The sequence below is a fragment of the Lapidilactobacillus achengensis genome, from assembly GCF_003946655.1.
Classification (GTDB): Bacteria; Bacillota; Bacilli; order Lactobacillales; family Lactobacillaceae; genus Lapidilactobacillus; species Lapidilactobacillus achengensis.
In genome coordinates, this window is record NZ_RHOV01000001.1 from 278477 (window position 1) to 299697 (window position 21221).

18 protein-coding genes are annotated in these 21221 nt (G+C 50.7%); 5 read left to right on the top strand and 13 right to left on the bottom strand.

Annotated features, from left to right (window positions below; genetic code table 11):
- Positions 1-193: 193 nt before the first annotated feature.
- A complete protein-coding gene (locus EKM94_RS01265) occupies positions 194-4513 on the bottom strand; it encodes a leucine-rich repeat protein (RefSeq protein ID WP_164511044.1) in 4320 nt (1439 codons plus the stop codon).
- Positions 4514-5042: 529 nt separating this feature from the next.
- Here EKM94_RS01265 and EKM94_RS01270 point away from each other — a divergent pair.
- Together EKM94_RS01270 and EKM94_RS01275 are read left to right on the top strand one after the other, a co-directional pair.
- Positions 5043-5252, top strand: a complete 210-nt coding sequence (locus EKM94_RS01270) for a hypothetical protein (protein WP_125596292.1) — start codon at positions 5043-5045, stop codon at positions 5250-5252.
- Positions 5253-5340: 88 nt separating this feature from the next.
- Positions 5341-5721, top strand: a complete 381-nt coding sequence (locus tag EKM94_RS01275) for a hypothetical protein (RefSeq protein WP_125596295.1) — start codon at positions 5341-5343, stop codon at positions 5719-5721.
- A 362-nt stretch (positions 5722-6083) separates the two neighbouring features.
- On the opposite strand, the gene rfbB is transcribed toward EKM94_RS01275, so the two are convergent.
- From rfbB to EKM94_RS01305, 6 genes are all read right to left on the bottom strand, one after another.
- Complete coding sequence (gene rfbB, locus EKM94_RS01280) at positions 6084-7118, bottom strand: dTDP-glucose 4,6-dehydratase (RefSeq protein ID WP_125596298.1); 1035 nt, start codon at positions 7116-7118, stop codon at positions 6084-6086.
- Between the two features lie 108 nt (positions 7119-7226).
- Positions 7227-8090, bottom strand: coding sequence for an aldo/keto reductase (locus tag EKM94_RS01285; RefSeq protein WP_125596301.1), 864 nt, complete (start codon positions 8088-8090; stop codon positions 7227-7229).
- Between the two features lie 180 nt (positions 8091-8270).
- Entirely contained in the window at positions 8271-8495 is a 225-nt protein-coding gene (locus tag EKM94_RS01290) for a hypothetical protein (protein ID WP_125596304.1), read from the bottom strand.
- 306 nt (positions 8496-8801) lie between these two features.
- A complete protein-coding gene (gene tagD, locus EKM94_RS01295; RefSeq protein WP_125596307.1) occupies positions 8802-9188 on the bottom strand; it encodes a glycerol-3-phosphate cytidylyltransferase in 387 nt (128 codons plus the stop codon).
- 337 nt (positions 9189-9525) lie between these two features.
- Positions 9526-10695 (bottom strand): MalY/PatB family protein, encoded by a 1170-nt coding sequence (locus tag EKM94_RS01300; protein WP_125596310.1) that lies wholly within the window; start codon positions 10693-10695, stop codon positions 9526-9528.
- Positions 10685-11551: a DUF3737 family protein gene (locus EKM94_RS01305; RefSeq protein WP_125596313.1), complete on the bottom strand. Its 867-nt coding sequence runs from the start codon at positions 11549-11551 to the stop codon at positions 10685-10687. The genes EKM94_RS01300 and EKM94_RS01305 overlap by 11 nt, the downstream gene beginning before the upstream one ends.
- A 699-nt stretch (positions 11552-12250) precedes the next feature.
- Between EKM94_RS01305 and EKM94_RS01310 the strand changes: the two genes are divergently transcribed.
- Both EKM94_RS01310 and EKM94_RS01315 read left to right on the top strand, forming a co-directional pair.
- Entirely contained in the window at positions 12251-12634 is a 384-nt protein-coding gene (locus EKM94_RS01310; protein WP_125596316.1) for a hypothetical protein, read from the top strand.
- A gap of 106 nt (positions 12635-12740) precedes the next feature.
- Complete coding sequence (locus EKM94_RS01315; protein ID WP_125596319.1) at positions 12741-13703, top strand: serine hydrolase; 963 nt, start codon at positions 12741-12743, stop codon at positions 13701-13703.
- A 176-nt stretch (positions 13704-13879) separates the two neighbouring features.
- On the opposite strand, the gene EKM94_RS01320 is transcribed toward EKM94_RS01315, so the two are convergent.
- From EKM94_RS01320 to EKM94_RS01340, 5 genes are all read right to left on the bottom strand, one after another.
- Positions 13880-15421 carry a BglG family transcription antiterminator gene (locus tag EKM94_RS01320; RefSeq protein WP_125596322.1) on the bottom strand — a complete coding sequence of 514 codons (1542 nt, stop codon included), beginning with the start codon at positions 15419-15421 and terminating at the stop codon, positions 13880-13882.
- A 16-nt stretch (positions 15422-15437) separates the two neighbouring features.
- Positions 15438-15797: a hypothetical protein gene (locus EKM94_RS01325; RefSeq protein WP_125596325.1), complete on the bottom strand. Its 360-nt coding sequence runs from the start codon at positions 15795-15797 to the stop codon at positions 15438-15440.
- Between the two features lie 224 nt (positions 15798-16021).
- Positions 16022-16843: a carbohydrate ABC transporter permease gene (locus tag EKM94_RS01330; protein WP_191987485.1), complete on the bottom strand. Its 822-nt coding sequence runs from the start codon at positions 16841-16843 to the stop codon at positions 16022-16024.
- Positions 16844-16847: 4 nt separating this feature from the next.
- On the bottom strand, positions 16848-17792 hold the full coding sequence (locus EKM94_RS01335; protein WP_191987486.1) for a carbohydrate ABC transporter permease: 945 nt from the start codon (positions 17790-17792) through the stop codon (positions 16848-16850).
- Positions 17793-18022: 230 nt separating this feature from the next.
- The gene (locus EKM94_RS01340; protein WP_125596328.1) at positions 18023-19270 is read right to left on the bottom strand and encodes an ABC transporter substrate-binding protein; all 1248 of its coding nucleotides are present in this window, start codon (positions 19268-19270) and stop codon (positions 18023-18025) included.
- 382 nt (positions 19271-19652) lie between these two features.
- On the opposite strand from EKM94_RS01340, the gene EKM94_RS01345 reads away from it, so the two are divergent.
- Positions 19653-20630 (top strand): metallophosphoesterase, encoded by a 978-nt coding sequence (locus EKM94_RS01345; RefSeq protein WP_125596331.1) that lies wholly within the window; start codon positions 19653-19655, stop codon positions 20628-20630.
- Between the two features lie 216 nt (positions 20631-20846).
- On the opposite strand, the gene EKM94_RS01350 is transcribed toward EKM94_RS01345, so the two are convergent.
- Entirely contained in the window at positions 20847-21032 is a 186-nt protein-coding gene (locus EKM94_RS01350) for a hypothetical protein (RefSeq protein ID WP_125596333.1), read from the bottom strand.
- Positions 21033-21221: the final 189 nt, after the last annotated feature.

Genomic DNA, 21221 nt, shown 5'->3' on the forward strand with positions numbered 1-21221 from the left:
CAGCTGCATGAGCAACTGATCCAGGGACAAATAACGAGGTCGTGCTTTTTTCTTGCTTGGCGGCGTTGACATGCACAATCTCAGCTCGGTTCAAGCAGTAACACCTGTTTGAATCACGGACTGAGTTAAGCAAACGCCACTGGTGTCCACTAGAATTCACTAGCGTCTTGCTGAGTCGCGTGAAGCGTGGTTCCTATTTACCCTGATTCCTAGGCGGAGTGTGGGTGCCATGATGTCGAAACTTGTCAAACCAACTTCCCAAAGTCACCAGGCCTAACACCAAACCGCCGAGGATCACCGGCCAAATGTGCCGCTGTTCGTTAGCTTGTGGGAGTTTATTCTGGTTCAGCGGCATCTGGCTACCAAGATTGATCGTTGGTTTATTGGTCGCACCAGTTTGGTGACCACTACCTGGTTGTTGTGGCACGACTGGTTGACTTGGTTTGTTTGGCGCGGTTGGTTGGGTCGGTTTAGCTGGTGACGTTGGTTTCCCGGGATTTTCAGGTTTACTCGGATTCTCCGGAGTAACTGGTTTCTCTGGATTTTCCGGATTCTCGGGGTTGTCCGGATTCACCGGTTTTTCAGGATTCTCCGGATTCTCGGGGTTTTCTGGATTATCGGGTTCTTCAGGCTGATGATACTTCGCAATGACGGTTAATTTCACGATAACTTGCTCACCAGACGCGGTCGTTAACGTTACCGGATACTTGCCTGGCATCGTCAAATCTGCTTCCCGCAAATCCAGATAGACTGTTTCTGGTTGACCGTCCCGATCTGTCGCCACCGCCTTGAAGTTGGCCACGGTCGGTGTCGGATCACCAATAAACATGGCGAAATTTTTAGCGGTGAGGCTGGCTAGATCTGGCTTGACCGTGAGATAGACTGTCTTCTTCTGGCCATCCACCGCGGTCAAAATGACAGGATACTTGCCAGGAACCTGATCATTCACTTGACTTAAATCAGCTTCGACACCAATTGTTTGCCCAGTTTTATCGGTGGCCTGCGCTTCAAAGTTCGTAACGGTTGGCAATGGGTCGCCAACATACATACTCGTATCGTTGGCAGTCAAGCTTTGCTGATTCGCTAAGATGGTCAACGTCACCGTCAGGGTCTGACCGTCACTGGCGGTCAGCTTGACTGGATATTTCCCAGGTTTTTGGAAATCGACTTGATCGACGGCCGCCGTTACCTGCAAATCATGGCCGGCGGCATCTTGCGCAACGGCTTGGAAGTCCTTGACGGTCGGTTGATCATCGCCAAGATACATGGTGAAGTTTTGCCCGTGAATATCCTTCTGGCTGGCTAAAAGATGCAAAGTAACGACCTTGCTCAGATTGGCGCCTGCATGAAGGGTCACAGGATAATCGCCAGGCGATTGCCAAACCACCTGACTGAAATCAGCGGTGACGTCGAGATTGGCACCGCTATCGTCTTGGGCCGCGCCCTTGAAGTCGGCGACAGTAGGTTCGGTTTGGCCAACATACATGGTGAAATCATTTCCACTGATCTGGGCTTGACTGGCCACGACATGGACGACGACCGTTTTCTGGAGCCCGGTGGCCGTTGACAAAATCACTTGATAGTCGCCTAGTTGATCCATTTTGACCTGGCTGAAATCAGCACTCACCGCTAACTCCTGGCCGTTTTTGTCGGTGGCTTTTGCTTGCAGATCGGCTAATGTTGGCAAGGGGTGATTGAGGTAAGTGGTGAAATCAGCGCCAGTCAAGGTGGCCAAGTTCGGCAAGATTGTCAAGGTCACCTCTTTACTCTGACCATCGGCGCTATGAAGGGTGACTTGATATGTGCCTGGGGTCTTCAGATCGCAGTTACCCAGATCTAAGCTTAACGCGCTGGCGTCACCGTTTTTGTCGGTGGCCTGAGCCTGGAAATCGGCGACTGTTGGCGCGGGATCACCAACTGTCATTGTGAATGGTGAGGCGGAGATACTTTGCTGGCTGGCCTTGATGGTCAGCGTGCCGGAAGTTGTGCTAATCGTGTAATTAGGATTGGCGCTAGCGGCGGCTGTCACGTTGATTGGATATACGCCGACCGTTTCGCCAGCGGTCCGCTCCAATTGATACGTCACCGGCGTGCCGCCCGTTGCTGCGGCAGGATTATCGACCGTGGCCGTCAAGTCGGGATCCTGATCACCAGTGAATTTCGCCGCATCATTAGCGGTGATGGTGACTGCCGCTGGAGTGACGGTCAAATTGGCCTGACTATTGGCCGCCTGGGTCCAGTCGTAGTAGGCATTTTCCGTATTAAAACACTGGATATTCGTAATTCCTTGGCTGCTCAGTGCGACTGGATACTGGCCCACATTCATCGCCATGGTTCCAGCTGTTAGGTCCAGATCTCCAGACTTCAACGTGTACTTCGTGCCATTAGAGAGGAGCACTTGGTAGTTATCTGGGGAACCGACTGCTTGCTTTTGCCCAGAATAGACAACCCTACTGCTGCCGGTCAAGGTGTAACTGCCCGGCCGTTTCTCCACGGTCACGGTCACCGTTGTCGCGTAATTGCCATAAGAATAGGTAACTTTGTAGGCACCAACTTTGGTAGGATCAACGGTGGAAACCGGGTTGCCTTGCGGGTCCTGAACGCTGACCGTTAAATCGGGCAAGGTCAATACATGCCCGTCATCCAAGACCGCGCTTAAGAAATTATCCGCCGAATTCCAGGAGGTCCCCATCAGCACCGTCGAATCGACGGCTTTGATCTCGGGATTGCTCAAGACTACATGATAGTGACCACTATAAATCGTGGTGCCATTTTGCGGTAGATCCCAGTCAAAATAGAAATCAGTCGTGCCCGTGGGGACAATGAACTGACCATTGTGATAGGTGACACCGTTTGTCAAATCGCTAATGCTCAGATCCTGTTCGATCCCAGAGCGCCCATCGTAAGCCAGACTGAAGAAATCACCAATGGCCACGTGCGCCGGGTCGGTGAAAATCGTCGCCATATTTTGCCGGCCAATGACATCCTCATTGACAATCGTTTGCCCATGAATTGTGGTGATTCGGTTATAGGTGAACACATCATTGCCCAGATCAACCTGCGTGCCATCCAGGATAACGGCCTCCAATTGATTGCCCAAGAACCCGTCCGCGCCGATCGCCGTCACTGAAGCGGGTACACGTAAGGTTCCGGGAATCACGTTATAGGCGAAAGCACTAGCACCAATGGTTTTCAGTGCCGTTGGAAAACCGATCGCCGTGATATGATTGCCGGCAAAAGCACCGTCAGCGATCGTAATCAAATTTTGCGGCAGATTCAACGCGCCGGTCAACCCACAATATTCAAAAGCTTGCGCACCGATCGCGGTCAAGGCGGTGGCGCGATTGAAATCAGCGCTAGCCAGGCCTTGGTCATACAGAAAGGCTTGGGCCCCGATTGTAGTCAAATTCGGGCCAAAACTAGCGTGAGGAATACTGCTGGCCCCCAGAAAGGCTTGCTCGCCAATCGTGGTCAGCGTATCGGGAAAAGTGAAGCTCACCAAATGATCGTCATACATAAAAGCGCCAGCGCTGATCGTGGTCAATTGCGTTGCGGTCGGAATTGTAAAACTCTCCAAGCCCGACCCAGCAAAGGCCTGGGCCCCAATCTCCTGAACCGCTTCAGGCAAATCAAAGCCAGTTAGGGCCGCAGTATACGCAAAGGCGCTAGCGCCAATCGTCTGCAGTTTTGAGTCTGGCGCAATGGTCACCTGAGTCAATTTGGTACAGCTGGTAAAGGTTTCAGCTGCTAAATTAGTCAAGCTTGCAGGCAAGCTGACCTTCGTTACCCCACTGTACTCAAAGGCACCCTCCCCTAGATCAGTCAAATTCTGTGGTAAATCAACACTGGTCAAACTTCCATCTGATTGAAAAGCATGGGCACCAATCGTGGTCAATTGGGTCGCCTGACTAAAGTCTATACTGGCCAGCTGCGCATCGTAAATAAAGGCATTCGCGCCAATGTTTTGCAAGTTAGCGCCAAAGGTAACCGCAGTTAACGATTCTTGACTTTGAAAAGCCCCGACACCAATAGCTGTCACGGGATATGTTTTGCCGTCCAATGTGACCGTGTCGGGTATTACTACCGCACCTAACTGAGAATTGCCATTAACGCCAGTCAAGGTCGCGCCACCAGTCCCCTCATTTACTGACCATTGAAAATCACTTTGCGCCGTTGCGGCGGCAACACCAGTGGTAGGCGCCGCTAACGCCGTCGTTCCCTGCGCCAATCCCGCCAGTTGCTGCTGTTGCGCTTGAATCTGTGCCAGCGCTGTTGGCGCCGCTGGTGCTTCGGCCGGTTGCGCCAATTGTTCGATTAATTGGCTCGTTCCCCCAGCCACGGCCGGGATTGATCCTGCCGGCGTGGCGGCAGTTGTTGGTGCCTCTGCCACCGCCACTGTTTCCGCCTGCGCCGCATGAGGTGGCTCGCCTAATACGATCAAGGTTGCCATTCCCACCAAAGACACCGCGAACCCCCGCTCGCGTCGGTGCAAACACGTCTTTTTTGTTGTCACTGTGACCACATCCTCCCCCGAATCGGGACCCAGAAGCAAATAAAGTTGTTTAAACATATTTCCAAATGCATTATATAAACTTTACCGGCAAAAGTCCGCGCCAATGCTTACCATCACCCCAGCAAAAAACGCCTCTCAGTCATCTAAAAAGCGGACCGAGAGGCGACAAAGCGCGGTAGATCAAGAAAAGAATGGTCAGGTTCAGAAAAAGAACGAAAAAAATAGCCCTTAAATTTCTCGTCTAGACAAGGGCCGAATCCTATGATTTGGTGAGATGTGCACTTCTTGATGTGCTGGCATCGAGCAAAAAAATTTACTCCAAAGTTATCGCCTGATGGCAGGTGTGTTGGGTGTTGCGCGTGAGCGCAACCGGCTGGGACTGCTGTTGCGGACTGGAAACGTGCTCACCGACCCAGCTCCCGGCGCTTAGCTACGCAATTGTTCTGGAAGCAAAGTGCGGCTTCCAAAACAATTGCTAGGCTAATGCTCAGGAGCTACCCGGGTCGGTTCGCACTCTGTTTCGAACGTGGTGGGCTCGTTTGAAGCCAATCCGCCAAGTGCGCGGCTTGGCTTCAAATCGAGCCTTGTCCTAAGCGGCAAAGCCGCCAAGGACAATTTCACCACTGAGCCGCGCAGTTCCAGCCGGTTGCTAGGCAGAATTGAGCTTATCTGCAATCGAAGTTGGGTATCTGACGAAGTGGTTTTGCGAGCTAGAGGTCAAACGATTGCTCAGTTTTAGGGTGGTATGGCAATGCCAACCGATTCGGTTTAGTCGGTTGATACAGTTTGCGTTGGTTGAACATCTTTACCTGCTCCGTAGACAATCCTTGGGTGGAAGCCGACCGATTCAGCTGATTCATCAAGAACTTGCGTTGGTTCATCTGACAGACTGCACTGGTGTCACCAATTTAAAGCTGGTAACCACTAACCACGGCCGTCAATTCCGTGGCTCTCCATCACTTGACGATAGCTTACCGGTCGGCGTGAGTGCTCAAACGTCTGTTAAAACGTTGAGCGGCTGGAGCGGAGAAATTCGGGGTGAGATCGCTGTGAAATTGTCCTTGGCGGCTCTGCCGCTTAGGACAAGGCCTGATTTTGAGACAAGCCGCGCACTTTGCGGATTGGCTCAAAACAGCGCCCACAGCGAGCTCACCCCGAATTTCGCAGCGCAAGCCGTGGATATCATTGAAACGTGTTCGCCGACCTAGCTTCTTCCGCTTAGCTACGCAACTATTCTGGAGGCATAGACCGGCCTCCAAAATAGTTGCTAGGCTAATGCTCAGAAGCTGACCAGTTCGGTTCACACTCTGGGTGTTGGTGGTTCGCTTGTTCGTCTGGCGGAAGGTCGGGCTGGGGGTGAGTCAGCCGCGATATTATTGTTGGCGATTTATCGCCTACAATAAGGCCGAGCTTGAAGATTTTCGGCGGTTTTCCGAAAAGCTTCAAGTCGTGCCCGCCGCGTTCCACCACCCCCAGCCCGACCTGGAGCCCCACCACGTCTGCCAACCACCAACGCCACGCGTAGCGCAAGCTGCGAGCATCATACTTTTTCTAGCACGGCGGCGTCAACTCATTGTCCCTGTCGCGCGTAAGCCGCCTCCACCGCAGCCTTTTGATTGTGCCACCAGTCCTGATGGTCCTGATACCACGCAATCGTCGTCCGTAAATTACTAGCAAAGTCGCCAGCAAGCGGCCGCCACCCCAACTCTTGCTGGAGCTTAGTCGCATCGATTGCGTAACGACGATCATGTCCGGGCCGGTCAGCGACCCAATCAAAGGCGTCCTCTGGCTGTCCCATTTCCCGCAAGATCATGCGTAACACTGTTAGGTTATCCAATTCTTGATTTGCGCCAATCAAATAGACCTGACCCAGCCGTCCTTGGGTCAAAATCGTCCAAACTGCCCGCGAATGATCGGAAGTCGCGATCCAATCGCGAACGTTGCGCCCCGAACCGTATAATTTTGGGCGCCGACCGGCCAGAATATTGGTAACTTGGCGCGGAATGAATTTTTCAATATGTTGATAGGGACCGAAATTATTAGAACAATTAGAAATGGTCGCGGGTAAGCCGAAAGAATGGACCCAGGACTGGACCAGTAAGTCGGCGCTGGCCTTGGAGGCAGCGTAGGGACTACTGGGGCGGTATGGGGACTCCGGCGTGAATTTAGGCGCCGTTTTCTGCTCCGCCGCGGTCACCAAGGGCAAATCGCCATAGACTTCATCCGTGGAAATTTGGTGGAAACGTACCTGATATTTGCGACAGGCTTCCAAAAGGGTGTAAGTGCCCTCAACATTCGTTTTGATGAAAGGCGCTGGTGCCAACAGTGAACGATCATTGTGACTCTCCGCGGCATAATTGACCACCGCATCAGCCCCTGCCACCAATTGGTCGACCAAAACGGCGTCACAAATATCACCGACCACCAACCGCACACGCGCGGCCGGCAAATCGGCTAAATTAGCGCGATGACCAGCGTACGTTAACTTGTCCAAAACCGTCACATGAACGTCCGGTTGCGTGGCCACCAAATAATGGACGAAGTTGGCGCCAACAAAACCAACGCCGCCCGTCACCAAAATCTCCTTAAATTGTGTGGTTCCCATGGCTCAGCCTTCCTTTACTAACTTTGTTGCCACCCAATGCGGTAGGAACAGTGCGGCGGGAAAATCGTTTGTCGCTGCCAGCACCCGCCCCGCTCGGCCATTGCGGGTTTAATCCGTCCGGGGCTGGTCGGGATTGATCTGGTGAAGACGTTGCACCAATTCTGTGGATTCATCTGGACCATTGCTATCCGGCACTTGATCCAGCTCCGCGATCGCGGCCATTTCCGCCGACGACAATCGAAAGTCGAAAATCGCTAAGTTTTCCTGCATCCGTTCCAAATGAACCGATTTCGGAATCGTGATCAGACCTTGTTGCGTTTGCCAGCGCAAAATAACTTGAGCCACGGTTTTCTGATGCGCGGCCGCGATCTTATGCAAGACTAAATCTTGGAAGATCCCGTCGCGGCCCTGGTGAAATGGACTCCACGCTTCGGTGATCACATCCGCTAATTCCCCGGCCTGCCGCTGCAAATGGGCTTGTCGATAAGGATGCAGTTCGATTTGATTGATCGCCGGGGGGATTTTCGCGGCGAGGATCAAGTCGGTCAAGCGACCGGCGGAGAAATTCGACACGCCGATCGCCTTCACCTGGCCGGTTTGATAAAGCTCTCCCATCGCCCGCCAAGCGCCAAAATAATCGCCATAAGGTTGATGGATCAAAAAAACATCCAAATAATCGGTGCCCAAGCGCTCCGTTGACCGCGCGAAGGCCCGCTTCGCCCCCTCGTAACTAGCATCGGTCAGCCACAACTTACTGGTCAAAGTGATCTCCTTGCGCGGCACCCCACTGGTTCGCAACGCTTGACCCACCGCAGCCTCATTATAATACACCGCGGCCGTGTCGATTGCGCGATAACCACAAGCCAACGCCTGCTCAACGATTTCCTGGCATTCTTGGGGGTTCCAGATTTGGAAAACTCCTAATCCCAGTTTGGGTATCTGTAATCCGTTATTCAGCGTTTGATATTCCATGAGCCGTCCCTACTTTCTCATACCAATGATCCTCTATTCACTTAGCATAGCCGTTATTGGATGGTGAAACAAACCTTTTTGTATGAAAAGCTTCTGAAGATTAAGTGAAGATGCGGCATTTCAAACAAGCAAATCCCCACAAAAAACAGAGGGCGAAACGCAACAGGTTGACTTTGAGCATTAACCTAGCAAAAGTAGGTTGGCCGCAGCTTGCGCTGCGAAATTCGGGGTGAGCTCGCTGTGGGCGTCACTTTGAGCTTCGCAAAGTGCGCGAATCTCAAAGCTGAGCCTTATTCTAAGCGGCAAAGCCGCTAAGAATAACGACACGGCGATCTCACCCCGAATTTCTCCGCTCCAGCCGCTCAACGTTTTAACAGCCGTTTGAGCACACACGCCAGCTGGCAAGCTATGGCCAATTGATGGGCGCCACGCAATTGACGACCGTGGTTAGTGGTTACAAGTTTTGAATTGGTGACCCCAGAATAGTTTACCAGATAAACCAAGACAAGTTCTGGATGAATTAACCAAAGCAGTCCACCTTCACCCAATGAGTGTCTTAAAAAAGCGTGTTTGACCTCCGGAAGCCTGCCGTAGCTATGCGCAGGGAGCTGGGTCGCAGCGCTCATTACAAAAAAAGACCTGTGTCTCACGACAACAGGTCTAGTAGCCGCTACCTCAACCCGCCGAAAACGCGGGCTGAGCGGAGACTACTTATTTAAGATCATCTTTGATTTTAGTGGTGGAAATACCTTCCGTTCGCGGCAAATAGACCACTTCACAGTAATCCTTGAGGAAATCGAACTTGCCCCGCCAATCGTCGCCCATCACGAAAACGTCGATATCGCGGTCCTGCACGTCTTGCACCTTCTGATTCCATCCGGATTCTGGAATAACTTCATCCACGTAGCGAATCGCTTCCAGCACCATTTTCCGATGTTCATAACTGGTGTAAGCCTCTTTATGCTTCTGAAACTCATTGAATTCATCGGTGGACAACCCAACGATCAGATAATCCCCCAATTCCTTGGCCCGCTTCAATAAGCGCACATGACCCCAGTGCAGCAGGTCGAAAGTTCCATAAGTAATGACACGTTTCATATATTTCTCCATCCTTGACTGGATTTTTCAGCCACAAGTCACGGCGCCAGCTGCCACCTGACTCGGCGCACCCTGGCCGCGGCTCGGCCAAATCAACATAAGTATTATAGCATAGTCCACCATCACAAAACCGCGAATTTCAAAACACGATGACAGATGCTCACTGCGAATATCGGCAACCAGTACCGCGGACACCGGGAACAGTCCACGCCGGATGATCTTTACCGAATGGTTTTTGCCAAACAATGTTTACCAAACGATTTTTCCTCGACCGATTTTTACCAACCAATTTTTACCGACCAAACGATTCTTAGCGTTGATCCTGACATGCGTCGATTTACTGGTGATCCGGATACGCGTGGATCGCTTGGGCAAACCGCTCAAGGCCATCTTGCAGCCGAGCCCGGGGACAGGCGTAATTCCAACGCAAGAACTGATGACCATTGCCGCCATAAACATCACCGGCCGTGAGAAACAGTCCGGTTTCTTGCCGAATAAAGCTGGCCAAATCGGTGGAATCAGCACAGACATCCTGACAATCCAGCCAGGCCAAATAAGTCGCCTCACTGGCAATCAGGCGCACTTGGGGCAGCTCGCGCCGGATGAAATCAGTCAATAATTGGCGATTCCCCGCCAAATACTGATTCAAACTATCTAGCCAAGGACCACCGTGGTTAAACGCGGCCTCCGCAGCTTGGATCGCGAAAGTATTCGGCTCGGCCACCTCATCCGTATTGATTTGGCGGTCAACTAATTGGCGCAACCGCGGATCAGGAATCACGAGCGCCGAAGTTTGGATCCCGGCAATATTGAAAGCTTTTGTCGCCGAAACACACATGATTGTATTGGCGGCGATTTCCGGGGTCAAACTCAACATGGGCACATAAGAATGACCAGGATGGGTCAAATCGCAATGGATCTCATCACTTAAGATAACCACCTGATAACGCAAGCACAACTCGCCGACCCGCTTCAACGTCGCGCGATCCCACACCTTGCCAATCGGATTGTGCGGGTTGCAGAAAATCAGCAAAGACGTATTGGCCTGAGCTAATTTCGCTTCTAAGTCGGCGAAATCAATTTCATAGTCGCCAGCTTGATAGCGCAATTCGCTGGTCAAAATCGTCCGCTGATTGTTGCGGATCGAGTTGTAGAAAATATTGTAGACCGGGGACAGCACCACCACATTATCGCCGGGATGGGTCAACTTTCGTACGGTTGAAGAAATACTCGGAATCACGCCGGTAGAAAACAACACCCACTCCGGCGCCAACGTCAATTGATGCCGCTGTTGCCACCAGCGCGCAATTGATTCGCCGAAGCTTGCCGGAATCTCATTGTAGCCAAAGGTATCCTGATCCAACCGCTGTTGTAGCGCTTGTTTGATGACCGGCGCCACCGCGAAATCCATATCGGCGACCCACATTGGCAATTCGCCTGGCGCCACGTCCCACTTGACCGAGTTCGTTCCTTGCCGTTGCGGCGCTTGATCGAAGTTAAATGGCATCTGATAACGCCTCCTTAGTTTGATCCGTGATAATGTGCGTTTTGCTGGAATCAACTTGGGAATCATCGAAAATGATCTGTTCAATGGCTTGCGCCTGGATCCTGCCTCCAAGCGGATTTTTGACGCTATTGATCTTGCTGGCGATCGTGGCGTTGACCGTTGAATATTCAAAAGCCAGATCCGTGTTCCGCAGCCGACAATTCTCCAAGGTCAGATTTTCCATGTAACAGAACCCTTGATGGCTCTCGATAGTGCAGTTGATCAGGGTCACATTCCGCGAATTCCAGCCGAAATACTCACCAACGATCGTTGAATTCTTGATCACCACATTGTCGCAATTCCAAAACGCGTCCTTAGCAATCAACCGCGCGTGGTCCACCACCACATCTTGGGCGCCATCAAACAGATAATTTCCGGTTACCGCCAAATGGTCGGCGCGAATCCGCTGACTATCCATCCCGAAATAATCGCCATTGACCGTCACCTGATCCAGCGTGACATCCTGGCAATGCCATAAGGTTTCATCGGCGTGGGTCAAGTCCACCCGCGTCAACTTGATCCCAGAACTCCGGCGGAAATTCTTGGGCGCCTGAAACAGGCTGTCCCGCAAGCTGATATCCTTGGTGTACCAAATACCCGAGCGAGCCATCTCCAGAAAGGTCACATCATGACCCTCAACATGCTGACTATACCAAAGCAGATATTTCCATTCAAAAGTATCATCTGCCAGAACCAGATCACGACTTTCCTTCAAAGGCGATTCCCCATCAACGAAAACAGAATCGGTGATGGTCAAATCATGCCCTTGAAAAAGCGCCCGTTCGCCAGTTAAATATTGTTGCTTGATTGTTTGCATATTTAATCCCTTCTAAAACACGCCACCAAGACCCGCACCGGCAAAAGAAAAGTGGGTCAATTTGACCGTAACGGTGCCCAGCTGGTCCACCTGCAGTGACCTGATTAACGGTCCAGCACTCAAAACCGTTCTGAAAGAACCAGTTTCACTCCAAACCGTGGTCACACGGGGCTAACAACCTTAACCAGTTGGTGACTAACTAATAATAAACAAGTCCAGCATACCACAAATCAACCTGACCTGGTCTATACTTCTTTTCTCGGTCGACCATGCCTCGAAAGCATAGTTCCTACAAACCTGTTTTAAGGAAAAGAAAGTTGTCGATAAGACGGCGCCTGATTGCAGATGTGGGTGGGTGTTGCGCGTAAGCACAACCGGCTCCTATTCATGCCTTTTCGCTTAATTGCAGTTGTGCTGGGTTTGAGTGGGGACGCAACCGCCTCAGGACGTTTGTCGTGGCTGGAACGCGGTGAGCCACACGTCCTGAGGCGGTTGCTCGGCAGAATTGAGCTTATCTGCAATCGAAGTTGCGTATCTGACAAAGCGCTTTTGCAAGATTGAGGGCAAAACAATCGCCCATTTTTTTGTGGTACGGCAATACCAACAGATTCGGATTAGTTCGTTGGTACATTTCAGATAGAGCCGACAATTTTATCGCACTTTCCTAAGTGGGTTCGGGTTGTAAACTGACCGATCCAGTTGATTCAACAAGAATTTGCCTCAGTTCATCAGACAGACTGTACTGGTGTCACCAATTTAAATCTTGTAACCACTAACCACGGTCGTCAAATGCGTGGTTCTTCATCAATTGGCCATAACTTGTCAGTCGGCGTGAGTGCTCAAACGACTGTTATAACGTTGAGCGGCTGGAGCGGAGAAATTCGGGGTGAGATCGCCGTGTCGTTATTCTTAGCGGCTTTGCCGCTTAGAATAAGGCTCAGTTTTGAGATTCGCGGATTTTGCGAAGCTCAAAGTGACGCCCACAGCGATCTCACCCCGAATTTCGCAGCGCAAGCTGCGGCCAACCTACTTTTATCTGCGAAATGCACCACAACCAGCGCCAAACAAATAAAATGTATTTAATTCATATGAAATTCATAAAATTCCATTGGCTTATTCACGAAGATTGTCTATACTAGTTTTAGACTTAAGAAATATTTAAATTAGAGTTCCATAAGGAGCAATTCATTTGAAACGTCAACGGACCATTCTTCTGATTCTTTTAGGCTGCGCCTTGATCGTCATTGGAATCGGCGTCAGCGCCAATCTTTCGCAAGCTACCACAGAACAAGCGGCTAGTTCCACCGCTGTTACTGCGGTCGATTCAGCTGCCAAAAGCAGCAAGGCTGCGGCCAAAACACAAAAACAGGTCCTCGCCCAAGCCCAGGAAGCCGCCGAAAAGGCCAGCACTAAGGCAACTGGCACTGCGGCCACGATCACTGAGGAACTCACGGCTAAATGGCAAACACTTCTGGCCGACCAGGATAGTCGCGTGGACATCGCCGTTTATCTGCCCACCACCAAACAAATCATCCATTTGACCAACGATGCAAGTCAAGGAACCTTCGCCACTGCCAGTATTGTCAAAGTGTCAATTTTGGCCCAGGTCTTGCACGAAATGGCGCAAAAAGGGACAACGTTAAGTTCGACCCAGCAGAATCAAGCCGTGGAAATGATTGAAAATAGTTCTAACGATGCGGCCACCTATTTCCTGTTGAACGTCTTGGGAAGTTACGGTGCTTTGAATCAGATCTTTGCGGATCTGAACATGCCTAGCTCCCAGGTCAATCAAACCGCTTGGGGGATCACTCAGACCACCGCTACCGACCAACTCAAGTTATTGAACGCGATTTTCTATGAAGGGACTTACTTGACCAGCACGTCGCAAGCCTATTTGCGAGAGTTGATGGGTCAAGTCAGCGCCGAACAAAACTGGGGTGTCTCCAGCGGTAGCGCCAGTTGGGAACTAAAGAACGGCTGGTTGACCGATGAAGGCAATACCATGATCAACAGTATTGGCCACGTGACCACTGATTCCGGCTTCGACTATACGATCGCGATTCTCACCGACCAAAACGAGTCAGAGGCTAGTGGTGAAGCGCTAGTCAGTCAATTGGCCGCTGTCACCAGCGAAGTCCTCGATCAACAATAAAACGCCGAGCACAACAATGAGGTGCCTTCAATAATAATTGCAGATTACAAGAAGCTGGATGCAACAAAAAATTGAAACAGCAAATAATTGCCGACAACAAAAAAGCGGCGCAACCCGCGTTATCCTTGGGTTGCGTCGCTTTTTTCGGTCGAATTTGACCATTTCCCCCTGAGTCATCAACCCACGGTCAGAATCCCGCGTAGTTGTCGTTCTAGTTCCTTTTGTTCATCCAACGATAAGGTGGTCGCCCGCACCGCCGCCGTAACCGCGGTGAATTGCGCGTCATCGGTGATCACGCAAGAACGGACCATGGTCGCCAGACGCTGCTGGACCGCCGGTAATAAATCGGTGCTAAAGGGCGGTTTCAGCAACAAAACCTTTTCCTGATCAGCGCTGGGAAGTTTCACCGTGCTAATGATCAGGTCATAGCTTTGCAATTTGCTTTCCGTCACCTCATAAACCGCCGCCAAGTCGATTTGATCGCTAGGCATCAAGCGAGATAACTGATTGCGCAAAATATGGGCCAAGGCTGGTCCTTCAACACAAACCACCAAGATCCGCGGTGGTTGCCAACTTTGCGGCTTTTGCTTTTCTAGTTCGCTGGCGTAAAAAGCGGTAACCAAGTCGATATCCGTCGAGCTGAAACAAGGAATATCGAATTTCGTGATCCCGGCCGCGACGATCTGCCGCAAATGTTTCTGGTCCCCAGGCATGAACTCGCTGGGCGGTACCACAGGTGGCAATTCATTTTCTTCCCGGAACAGCACCCGCCGCAAATGGTGACTCAAAACATTGCTAAAAGCCGCCGTAAACGGTTCCTCTAAGCCCAAGGCATCTTCAACATGGTGATTCAACTGCTCCGTCAATGTCCGCTCCATGGCAAGATCGCCTTGGCGACCGTTGGCGAAGATCTGCTCCGCTAATTCTGCTAAGGGCAAGACCTCCTGCTGATCAGCCAGGCGCGAGGTGCTGGACATTTCCGCCAGCTTGTAGTTCAAGATTGTCAACAAGAAGAAGTCGGTGTCATCGATGCCCGTGGTATCTTTGGTATACACCATGGTTTTCTGCAACGCCGTCAAAAGTTGGTCCAATTCGAAAACGTTGAACAGCACCAACTCCCCCATTTTCGAATAGATATTATCCCGATAATAGAAACTATAAATTTCCCGAATATTGATGGTGCTCATCAACAGCCGCAAGAAGACCACCAATTTTTTGAATTTGGGACCATTGACCAGATAGCCTGAGCGTTTGACGTGTTCCATCTCCAAACCCAATCCGGCGCAGATCGCCCGCACCTCAGTCAATGTCTTGACCACGGTGGTGCGCGAACGATACAAGGCCGCCATGAAATAATTGGTGCTCAACGGCTGCTCACTTAGCAACAACTTTAACAGAATAAAGCGTTGCATTTGCGTTTGCGAATAACGAAACTGCGCTGGTGTGGTATGGGAAACGAAATACGCCAAGGCCTTTTGCGTTTCTTGTGGTTGTGGCAAGGTCAAGCGATCCCGGTCCAAAGTAACCCAGCGCAGACTATGCTGGGACAGAAAATGATTGATTTTTGAGAGGGCATACCGGATCTGATGCTCTGATAAGGACATTTCCGCGCCGATCTGGACCAAGGTCACGGGTGTTTCCTGATGCAGTAACTGATTTAACAGATCAATCTCACGTTGGGTCAATTTCGGTTGTGCCGCCAGCGTCATTTTACTCATGTCGTTCCCCCAATTTCTATTCGACCCGCCGTGCCAAGCGCCGCAAGCAGCGTTGTTGCCATGTAAAGACCAAACCAACGATGACAAGCGCTGTTGCGGGCCACAGGCAGATCGTGATCACACAACAAATATCTACGAACAAAATCCCCGTTAACGCGATCCCCAAGCGCAGCATTTCTTGAAAAGTGGCCTGTGTCCAACGTCGCCAAGTCGCCGATAACTGCTGATCCAGTCGAAACCCGGACCAGAGCAACCAGAGTCCCCCGACCCAGGTCAACGCTAACGTGGCGCCTAAATGCACGGTGCCCCCTAATCCAGTTAAATGCGGCCATAACAGCCAATTCATGACACAGATCAGCAACCAAAGCCAACTCAAGCCAGTCCATGCGCCAACACGCTTGAGAACTGGGCGCCGCCAAACACTGGTCCACCAATCAGACCGTGCCTGAGCGTAGTTTCGAGCCAATATCAGGCCTAGACCACTGCCTACTATTGTAACAAATCCACCCATAATGAGTAAAGCGGTGAATAAAATTTTTCCAAATTGATCGAGGGTTCGATCAATTAATTGTTTGGCTAATGCTACCATTAAGCCTACCTCTATTCCTTGACGGCGCCATCGGTAATTCCGGAAATCAATTGCTTACTGAAAAAGATGAATAAAACTAATAGTGGCAAGGTGGCCAACAAAGTCCCGGTGATCACCAAAGGATAATTGACGCTATAAATGCCTTTCAATTGAGTCAGCGCCAACATCAAGGTGTATTTAGCTTCATCATTCAAAATAATCAGCGGCCACATGTAGTCATTCCACGACCCCATGAAGGAAAACAGCGCCAGAAACGCCAACGCTGGCCGCATGATCGGTAAGGCAATCGACCAGTAGATGCGAAAAGTCGAACACCCATCCAATTTCGCGGCTTCCAACAGACTGTCGGGAATCGTATCGGTACAATACTGTTTGATCCAGAAGATCCCGAAGGCATTGGCCATCCCAGGAATGATCAGCGCTTTGTAGGAGCCGACCCAACCCAGTTTATCCATCAAATAAAATGAGGGGATAATGTTCAATTGCCCTGGAATCATCATGGTTCCCAAGAGAAAGGCGAAGAGAAAGGCCTGCCCGCGAAAGTGAAGTTTAGCGAACGCGAAGCCCGCTAAAGAATCGAAGAATAACACCAACACCGTTGACGTAATCGCGATAAACAAGGTGTTGAATAAGGCGTGAAAGAAGCTGGTTTGCGCGATCACCGCTTGAATATTGTGCCAGAGCTGATTGCCGATCATTAAACTCGGCGGCGTGCGATAGATCTCGCTATTTTGCTTACTGGCCATCACCAGCATCCAATAGAATGGAAAGAGTGACAGTAAAACCGCGATTCCGACAAAAAGCCGGATACTACCATGCATGATTCGTGTCATTTTTCTACTTGACCCCCTGGATCCGTTTAGTCGTAATGTACCAGTTCAGGGCCGAGAAAAGGACGATCAAGGCCACTAAGCCCCAAGCAATTGTCGAACCATAGCCGAACTGATGGTTGGTGAAGGCAGTGTTGTACAGATAGTAAACGATCGTCATCGCCCCACCCTGCGGCGTCGCGCCAGACGGAACCAGCACTTGCGCCTCAGAGAAAACTTGTAGCCCGCCAATGGTCGACATCATCACCGTGAACAGAATGATCGGTTTCAATTGGGGCACCGTGATCTTCCAGAATATCTGCCGATTATTGGCGCCATCCATTTGCGCGGCCTCGTTGTAATCCTTGGAGATCCGCGCGATCCCCGTCAGGTAAATGATCATATTATAGCCGGTGTATTGCCAAATATTGACCGACGCAATCACCACCCGGACCCAATTGGGACTGGTCAACCAATTGATCGACTTCAAGCCGACCAAATGGAGCAACCCATTGGCCAAACCGTCCAAGTTAGAGAAAATCAACCCGAACAGAATCGTGATGGCCACCACCGAGGTAATATTCGGTAGAAATAATAAGGCTTTCAGCGTTTCTTTGTGCTTAAACATTTTCAAACTCAACATAAACGCCAGCACCAGTGCCAAGAACAACATGGGGAACGTCCCCAAAGCCCAGATCAGCACCGTGTTCTTCAACGAGAGCCAAAAATCCGTATCTTGAGCCAACCGTTGCAGATTGGTCCAGCCAGTAAATTGAATCTGACCGATCCCATCCCACTTACTTAAGGCCAAATAGCCAGAGAATAAAATGGGAAAGAGGCCAAACACGAGAAATAGCAGGTAGAACGGCGCAATCGCCAGATAAGGGGTTGCCTTTTCCAGACTGAAACGCGCCCGGCGCCGCTGTTTCGGGGCAGCCGTTGGTAAATCAGTTTTGTGATCACTGACTTCCATTTCTTCACTTCCTTCGTCATACTTGAGTCAGTGTTACGAGTGGGTTTGCGGGCGAACAAATAGCGGCGCTAACTTGATCACAAGAATGCCGCTATCCGGGAAACGGGCCACTGTCTTCAAACTTCAGTCTGTCAGAACCACTGAGCGAAGGCGACCCATGACCATTGAATCAAAATCTAAAACGTTGCCGATCCTGCTTGCCGTGATAGGATAGTCAGCCGTTGTGCCTGTTAGTCGATGGTTTTTGCTTTCTTGATCGCGTCCGCCCAGGCTTGGTCAGGATTCTTGTTCTGATCTTGGATCAGTTGCATTTGATCTTCGAAGATCCGTTGCACTGTGCCACTGCGAGGATCACTCTTCTTGTACTTCATCGCATTCGCCGCGTCGACGAAGTATGGGTTATATTGCTCGTCGCCGAAAAGTTTATTGGTTGTTTTCATGAACGCATCATCATAAACAGCTTTATGCGTTGGGAACAAGCTCAATTCCTTGAAGTTGGCCCGCTGGTTCTTCTCGTTGGTCAAGTAACGCACCACTTCCGCTGCTTCTTTTGGATGGCTGGTTGTTTTCAAAACCGCCAAGTAAGAACCACCAGTGTTTGATGGTTGGCCGGGCGCTTTGGCAATCAACCAAGTGCCTGGCTTAGTCCCATTTTCTTCTAAATCAGCGATTGCCCACGAAGCCTTATTCATGGCTGAGTAGAGACCCTTTTGTTGGGCATTGGCATTGTCGGCGCCGCCAGCCTTGATTCCTAAGGTATAACCCTTTTGATAGGCTTGAACCGCGAAATCCCAAGCTTCTTTCAATTGGCCATCACCTAAAGTTAATTTGCCGCCTTCGAAAATTCCCTTGGTCATTTTCTGTTCCCGATCTTCAAACAAAGCGACCGCGGATAAGAACATTGGCAAGTTGGCCTTCTCTTTCATTTGCGCCGCGGCCTTCATGTAGTCCTCTTCGGTCTTGATCGATTCACTGACCGCTTTCGGATCGGTTGGCAAACCAGCCTTCTCAAAGTTAGCCACGTTGAACATCAAGGCCTTAGGACCAATATCAATGGGCATAGCGATTTGATAATCAGCGTCTGCGAAAGTGGAATCCCATTTCCAAGTCACATAATTCTTACCCAACGCCTTGGTGCCGTACTTGGTCAAGTTGACGAATTTCGTCTTGTAGGGTAAGTAGTCTTCAATATTGTTATTGATCGCGGTAATGTCGGGCGCCGCCTTGGATCCGAAGCTCGCCTTCAGCTTGGTATCAAAATCTTCGTTCGATGGTACTTGTTTGAATTGCAATTGATAATTCGAGAAATGTTCCTTCGTATTGGCCATCGCTGCTTTACTGATCGCGCCATTGTAGTAGTTGATCGATAATTTGACCTTGCCTTGGCTAGCCTGCGCGTTCTTCTTGCCACAAGCCCCCAACACTAGGATCGCGCTCAGAGCCAATCCCAGTAACAAACCGTATTTCTTAAGTTTCATTTGCAAATCTCCTCAAAAGTTGAATTCCTGGCTTACGCCTTTGGTTGCGCCAGCGACCGCGCCGCACTCGAGTCAATGCATACGACCGACCACCGACCACAACATGTTGTGTTTGTGATACAAAATGGAGTTTAGCATCTCGCCGCGGTTTATCGCAATTCTTTTGACGACTTTCTTTCGGCTGATTCATGCAGAAAAAGTCATCAAGTCAACTTGTCAGATCCCCCCAAAAATCGTACTTTGAAGTTATGGTTTTTTTCACGGGGGCCTGTCTAAATAAGGACGGCCAAATCTCGGTAAAGCTTAATTTCAAATCAGACTGACCCGCGCTAACTGAACCCAAAACTCGCGAACCAAGTCTGAAACTCAAGGAGGACCAACCATGCAATTGATTGCGAAAAACGGGTTGCGGATCATGCAACTGACCGACATCCATATTGGCTCATATCCCTTCGAACCCAAGGACCTGCAAACCTTCGCCGCGCTTCGGGCAACGATCCCGGCCGTCGATCCCGATTTGATCATGATCACCGGGGATTTGATTTGGTCGGAAGGCGTGGACCAGCCCCAACGCGGCTACCAGGCCTTGGTGGACCTGTTTAATGAATTCGATTACCCGATTGCGATGACTTATGGCAATCATGATTCCGAAGAAACAATTGACCGTTCTGATTTGCGCCAGTTAGAAAAGGGCTTCAAAAACTTGATCGCCAAGCAAAATGTTTTCGTCGATTCCCGCAACAAGGAGTGTTACACCTTTGAATTGGGAAACGACACCGGTGTGACCAACGTTTGTTACGTATTCGATTCAGGCAATCATGGCGATTTGCCGGGAACGGACTATGATTGGATTTCGCTGGAACAAATCGCCTGGTATGAGCGAACTCACGCCGCTTACCTGCAAAATGTCGGCGTGACTCAAGATCTGGTTTTTCTCCACATTCCGCTACCTGAATACTTGCAGGCCGGTGAACATGTTTTGGCCGGTCATTTCTGGGAAGATGATCGCCGCGTTTCTGGCGCGGTGCTTAATACCGGATTGTTCGCGCATTTACGGGCGAACAATCATGTGGCCGGTGTTTTCTGCGGGCACGATCACGACAATAATTTCGACGGCGAATTTCTGGGGATCCATCTGATCTATGGCAATGTTTCCGGCTATAATTGCTATGGGCAATTGCCGCGGGGTTATCGCATGATCACAGTCAATCCGACGGGGCTGACTACGGCGCTTCATCATTATGAACTGCCGGGGGTGGCGGCCAAGGCGCCCTTTTCTCATGAGCATTTGGCGGAGCTGGCGCGATTTGCCACCCGCGATCTGGATCTGGACCAACGGCATGACTTCTGGAAACAGTAGCGCTCACTAGGCGAACGTAACTTGACTTAAGGAGATTGGCCGCAGCTTGCGCTGCGCTTGGCGTTGGTGGATTGCAGGTGTGGTGGGGCTCCAGGTCGGGCTGGGGGTGGTGGAACGCTGCGGGCACGATTTTGAGCTTTTCGGAAACCCGCCGAAAATCTCAAAACTCGGCCTTATTGTAGGCGATAAATCGCCAACAATAATATCGCGGCTGACTCACCCCCAGCCCGACCTTCCGCCTAACGAACGAACAGTCCACCAACGCCACGCTCCGCTCCAGCCGCTCAACGTTATCTTATTCATTTGAGCACTCACGTCGACTGGCAAGCTATGGCCATTTGAGGGGGAGCCACGCAGCTGACGACCGTGGTTGGTGAGGACAATTGAGTTTGTTGGTGACACCGGCGCAATTTGACTGATGTTCTTGGCTCAGCCTTGCTGTGAGATCGGGATTTGGGCTAACAAACTTGCGACCGGTCAAGGCCAAGCTGCCTGACATTAGTTCAAATCAACGTTAGCTATCGCTCAACGGTTTGTCCCTTAACCCATTCACTCTGATCAACTCTGTCGTGGACGAAAATTTAAGAATAG

Excerpts from the sequence above, each read along its gene's own strand:
- EKM94_RS01340 (WP_125596328.1), bottom strand. The coding sequence starts at position 19,270 with ATGAAACTTAAGAAATACGGTTTGTTACTGGGATTGGCTCTGAGCGCG.
- EKM94_RS01320 (WP_125596322.1), bottom strand. The coding sequence starts at position 15,421 with ATGAGTAAAATGACGCTGGCGGCACAACCGAAATTGACCCAACGTGAG.
- EKM94_RS01300 (WP_125596310.1), bottom strand. The coding sequence starts at position 10,695 with ATGCCATTTAACTTCGATCAAGCGCCGCAACGGCAAGGAACGAACTCG.
- EKM94_RS01285 (WP_125596301.1), bottom strand. The coding sequence starts at position 8,090 with ATGGAATATCAAACGCTGAATAACGGATTACAGATACCCAAACTGGGA.
- rfbB (WP_125596298.1), bottom strand. The coding sequence starts at position 7,118 with ATGGGAACCACACAATTTAAGGAGATTTTGGTGACGGGCGGCGTTGGT.
- EKM94_RS01335 (WP_191987486.1), bottom strand. The coding sequence starts at position 17,792 with ATGGAAGTCAGTGATCACAAAACTGATTTACCAACGGCTGCCCCGAAA.
- EKM94_RS01305 (WP_125596313.1), bottom strand. The coding sequence starts at position 11,551 with ATGCAAACAATCAAGCAACAATATTTAACTGGCGAACGGGCGCTTTTT.
- EKM94_RS01345 (WP_125596331.1), top strand. The coding sequence starts at position 19,653 with ATGCAATTGATTGCGAAAAACGGGTTGCGGATCATGCAACTGACCGAC.
- tagD (WP_125596307.1), bottom strand. The coding sequence starts at position 9,188 with ATGAAACGTGTCATTACTTATGGAACTTTCGACCTGCTGCACTGGGGT.
- EKM94_RS01330 (WP_191987485.1), bottom strand. The coding sequence starts at position 16,843 with ATGACACGAATCATGCATGGTAGTATCCGGCTTTTTGTCGGAATCGCG.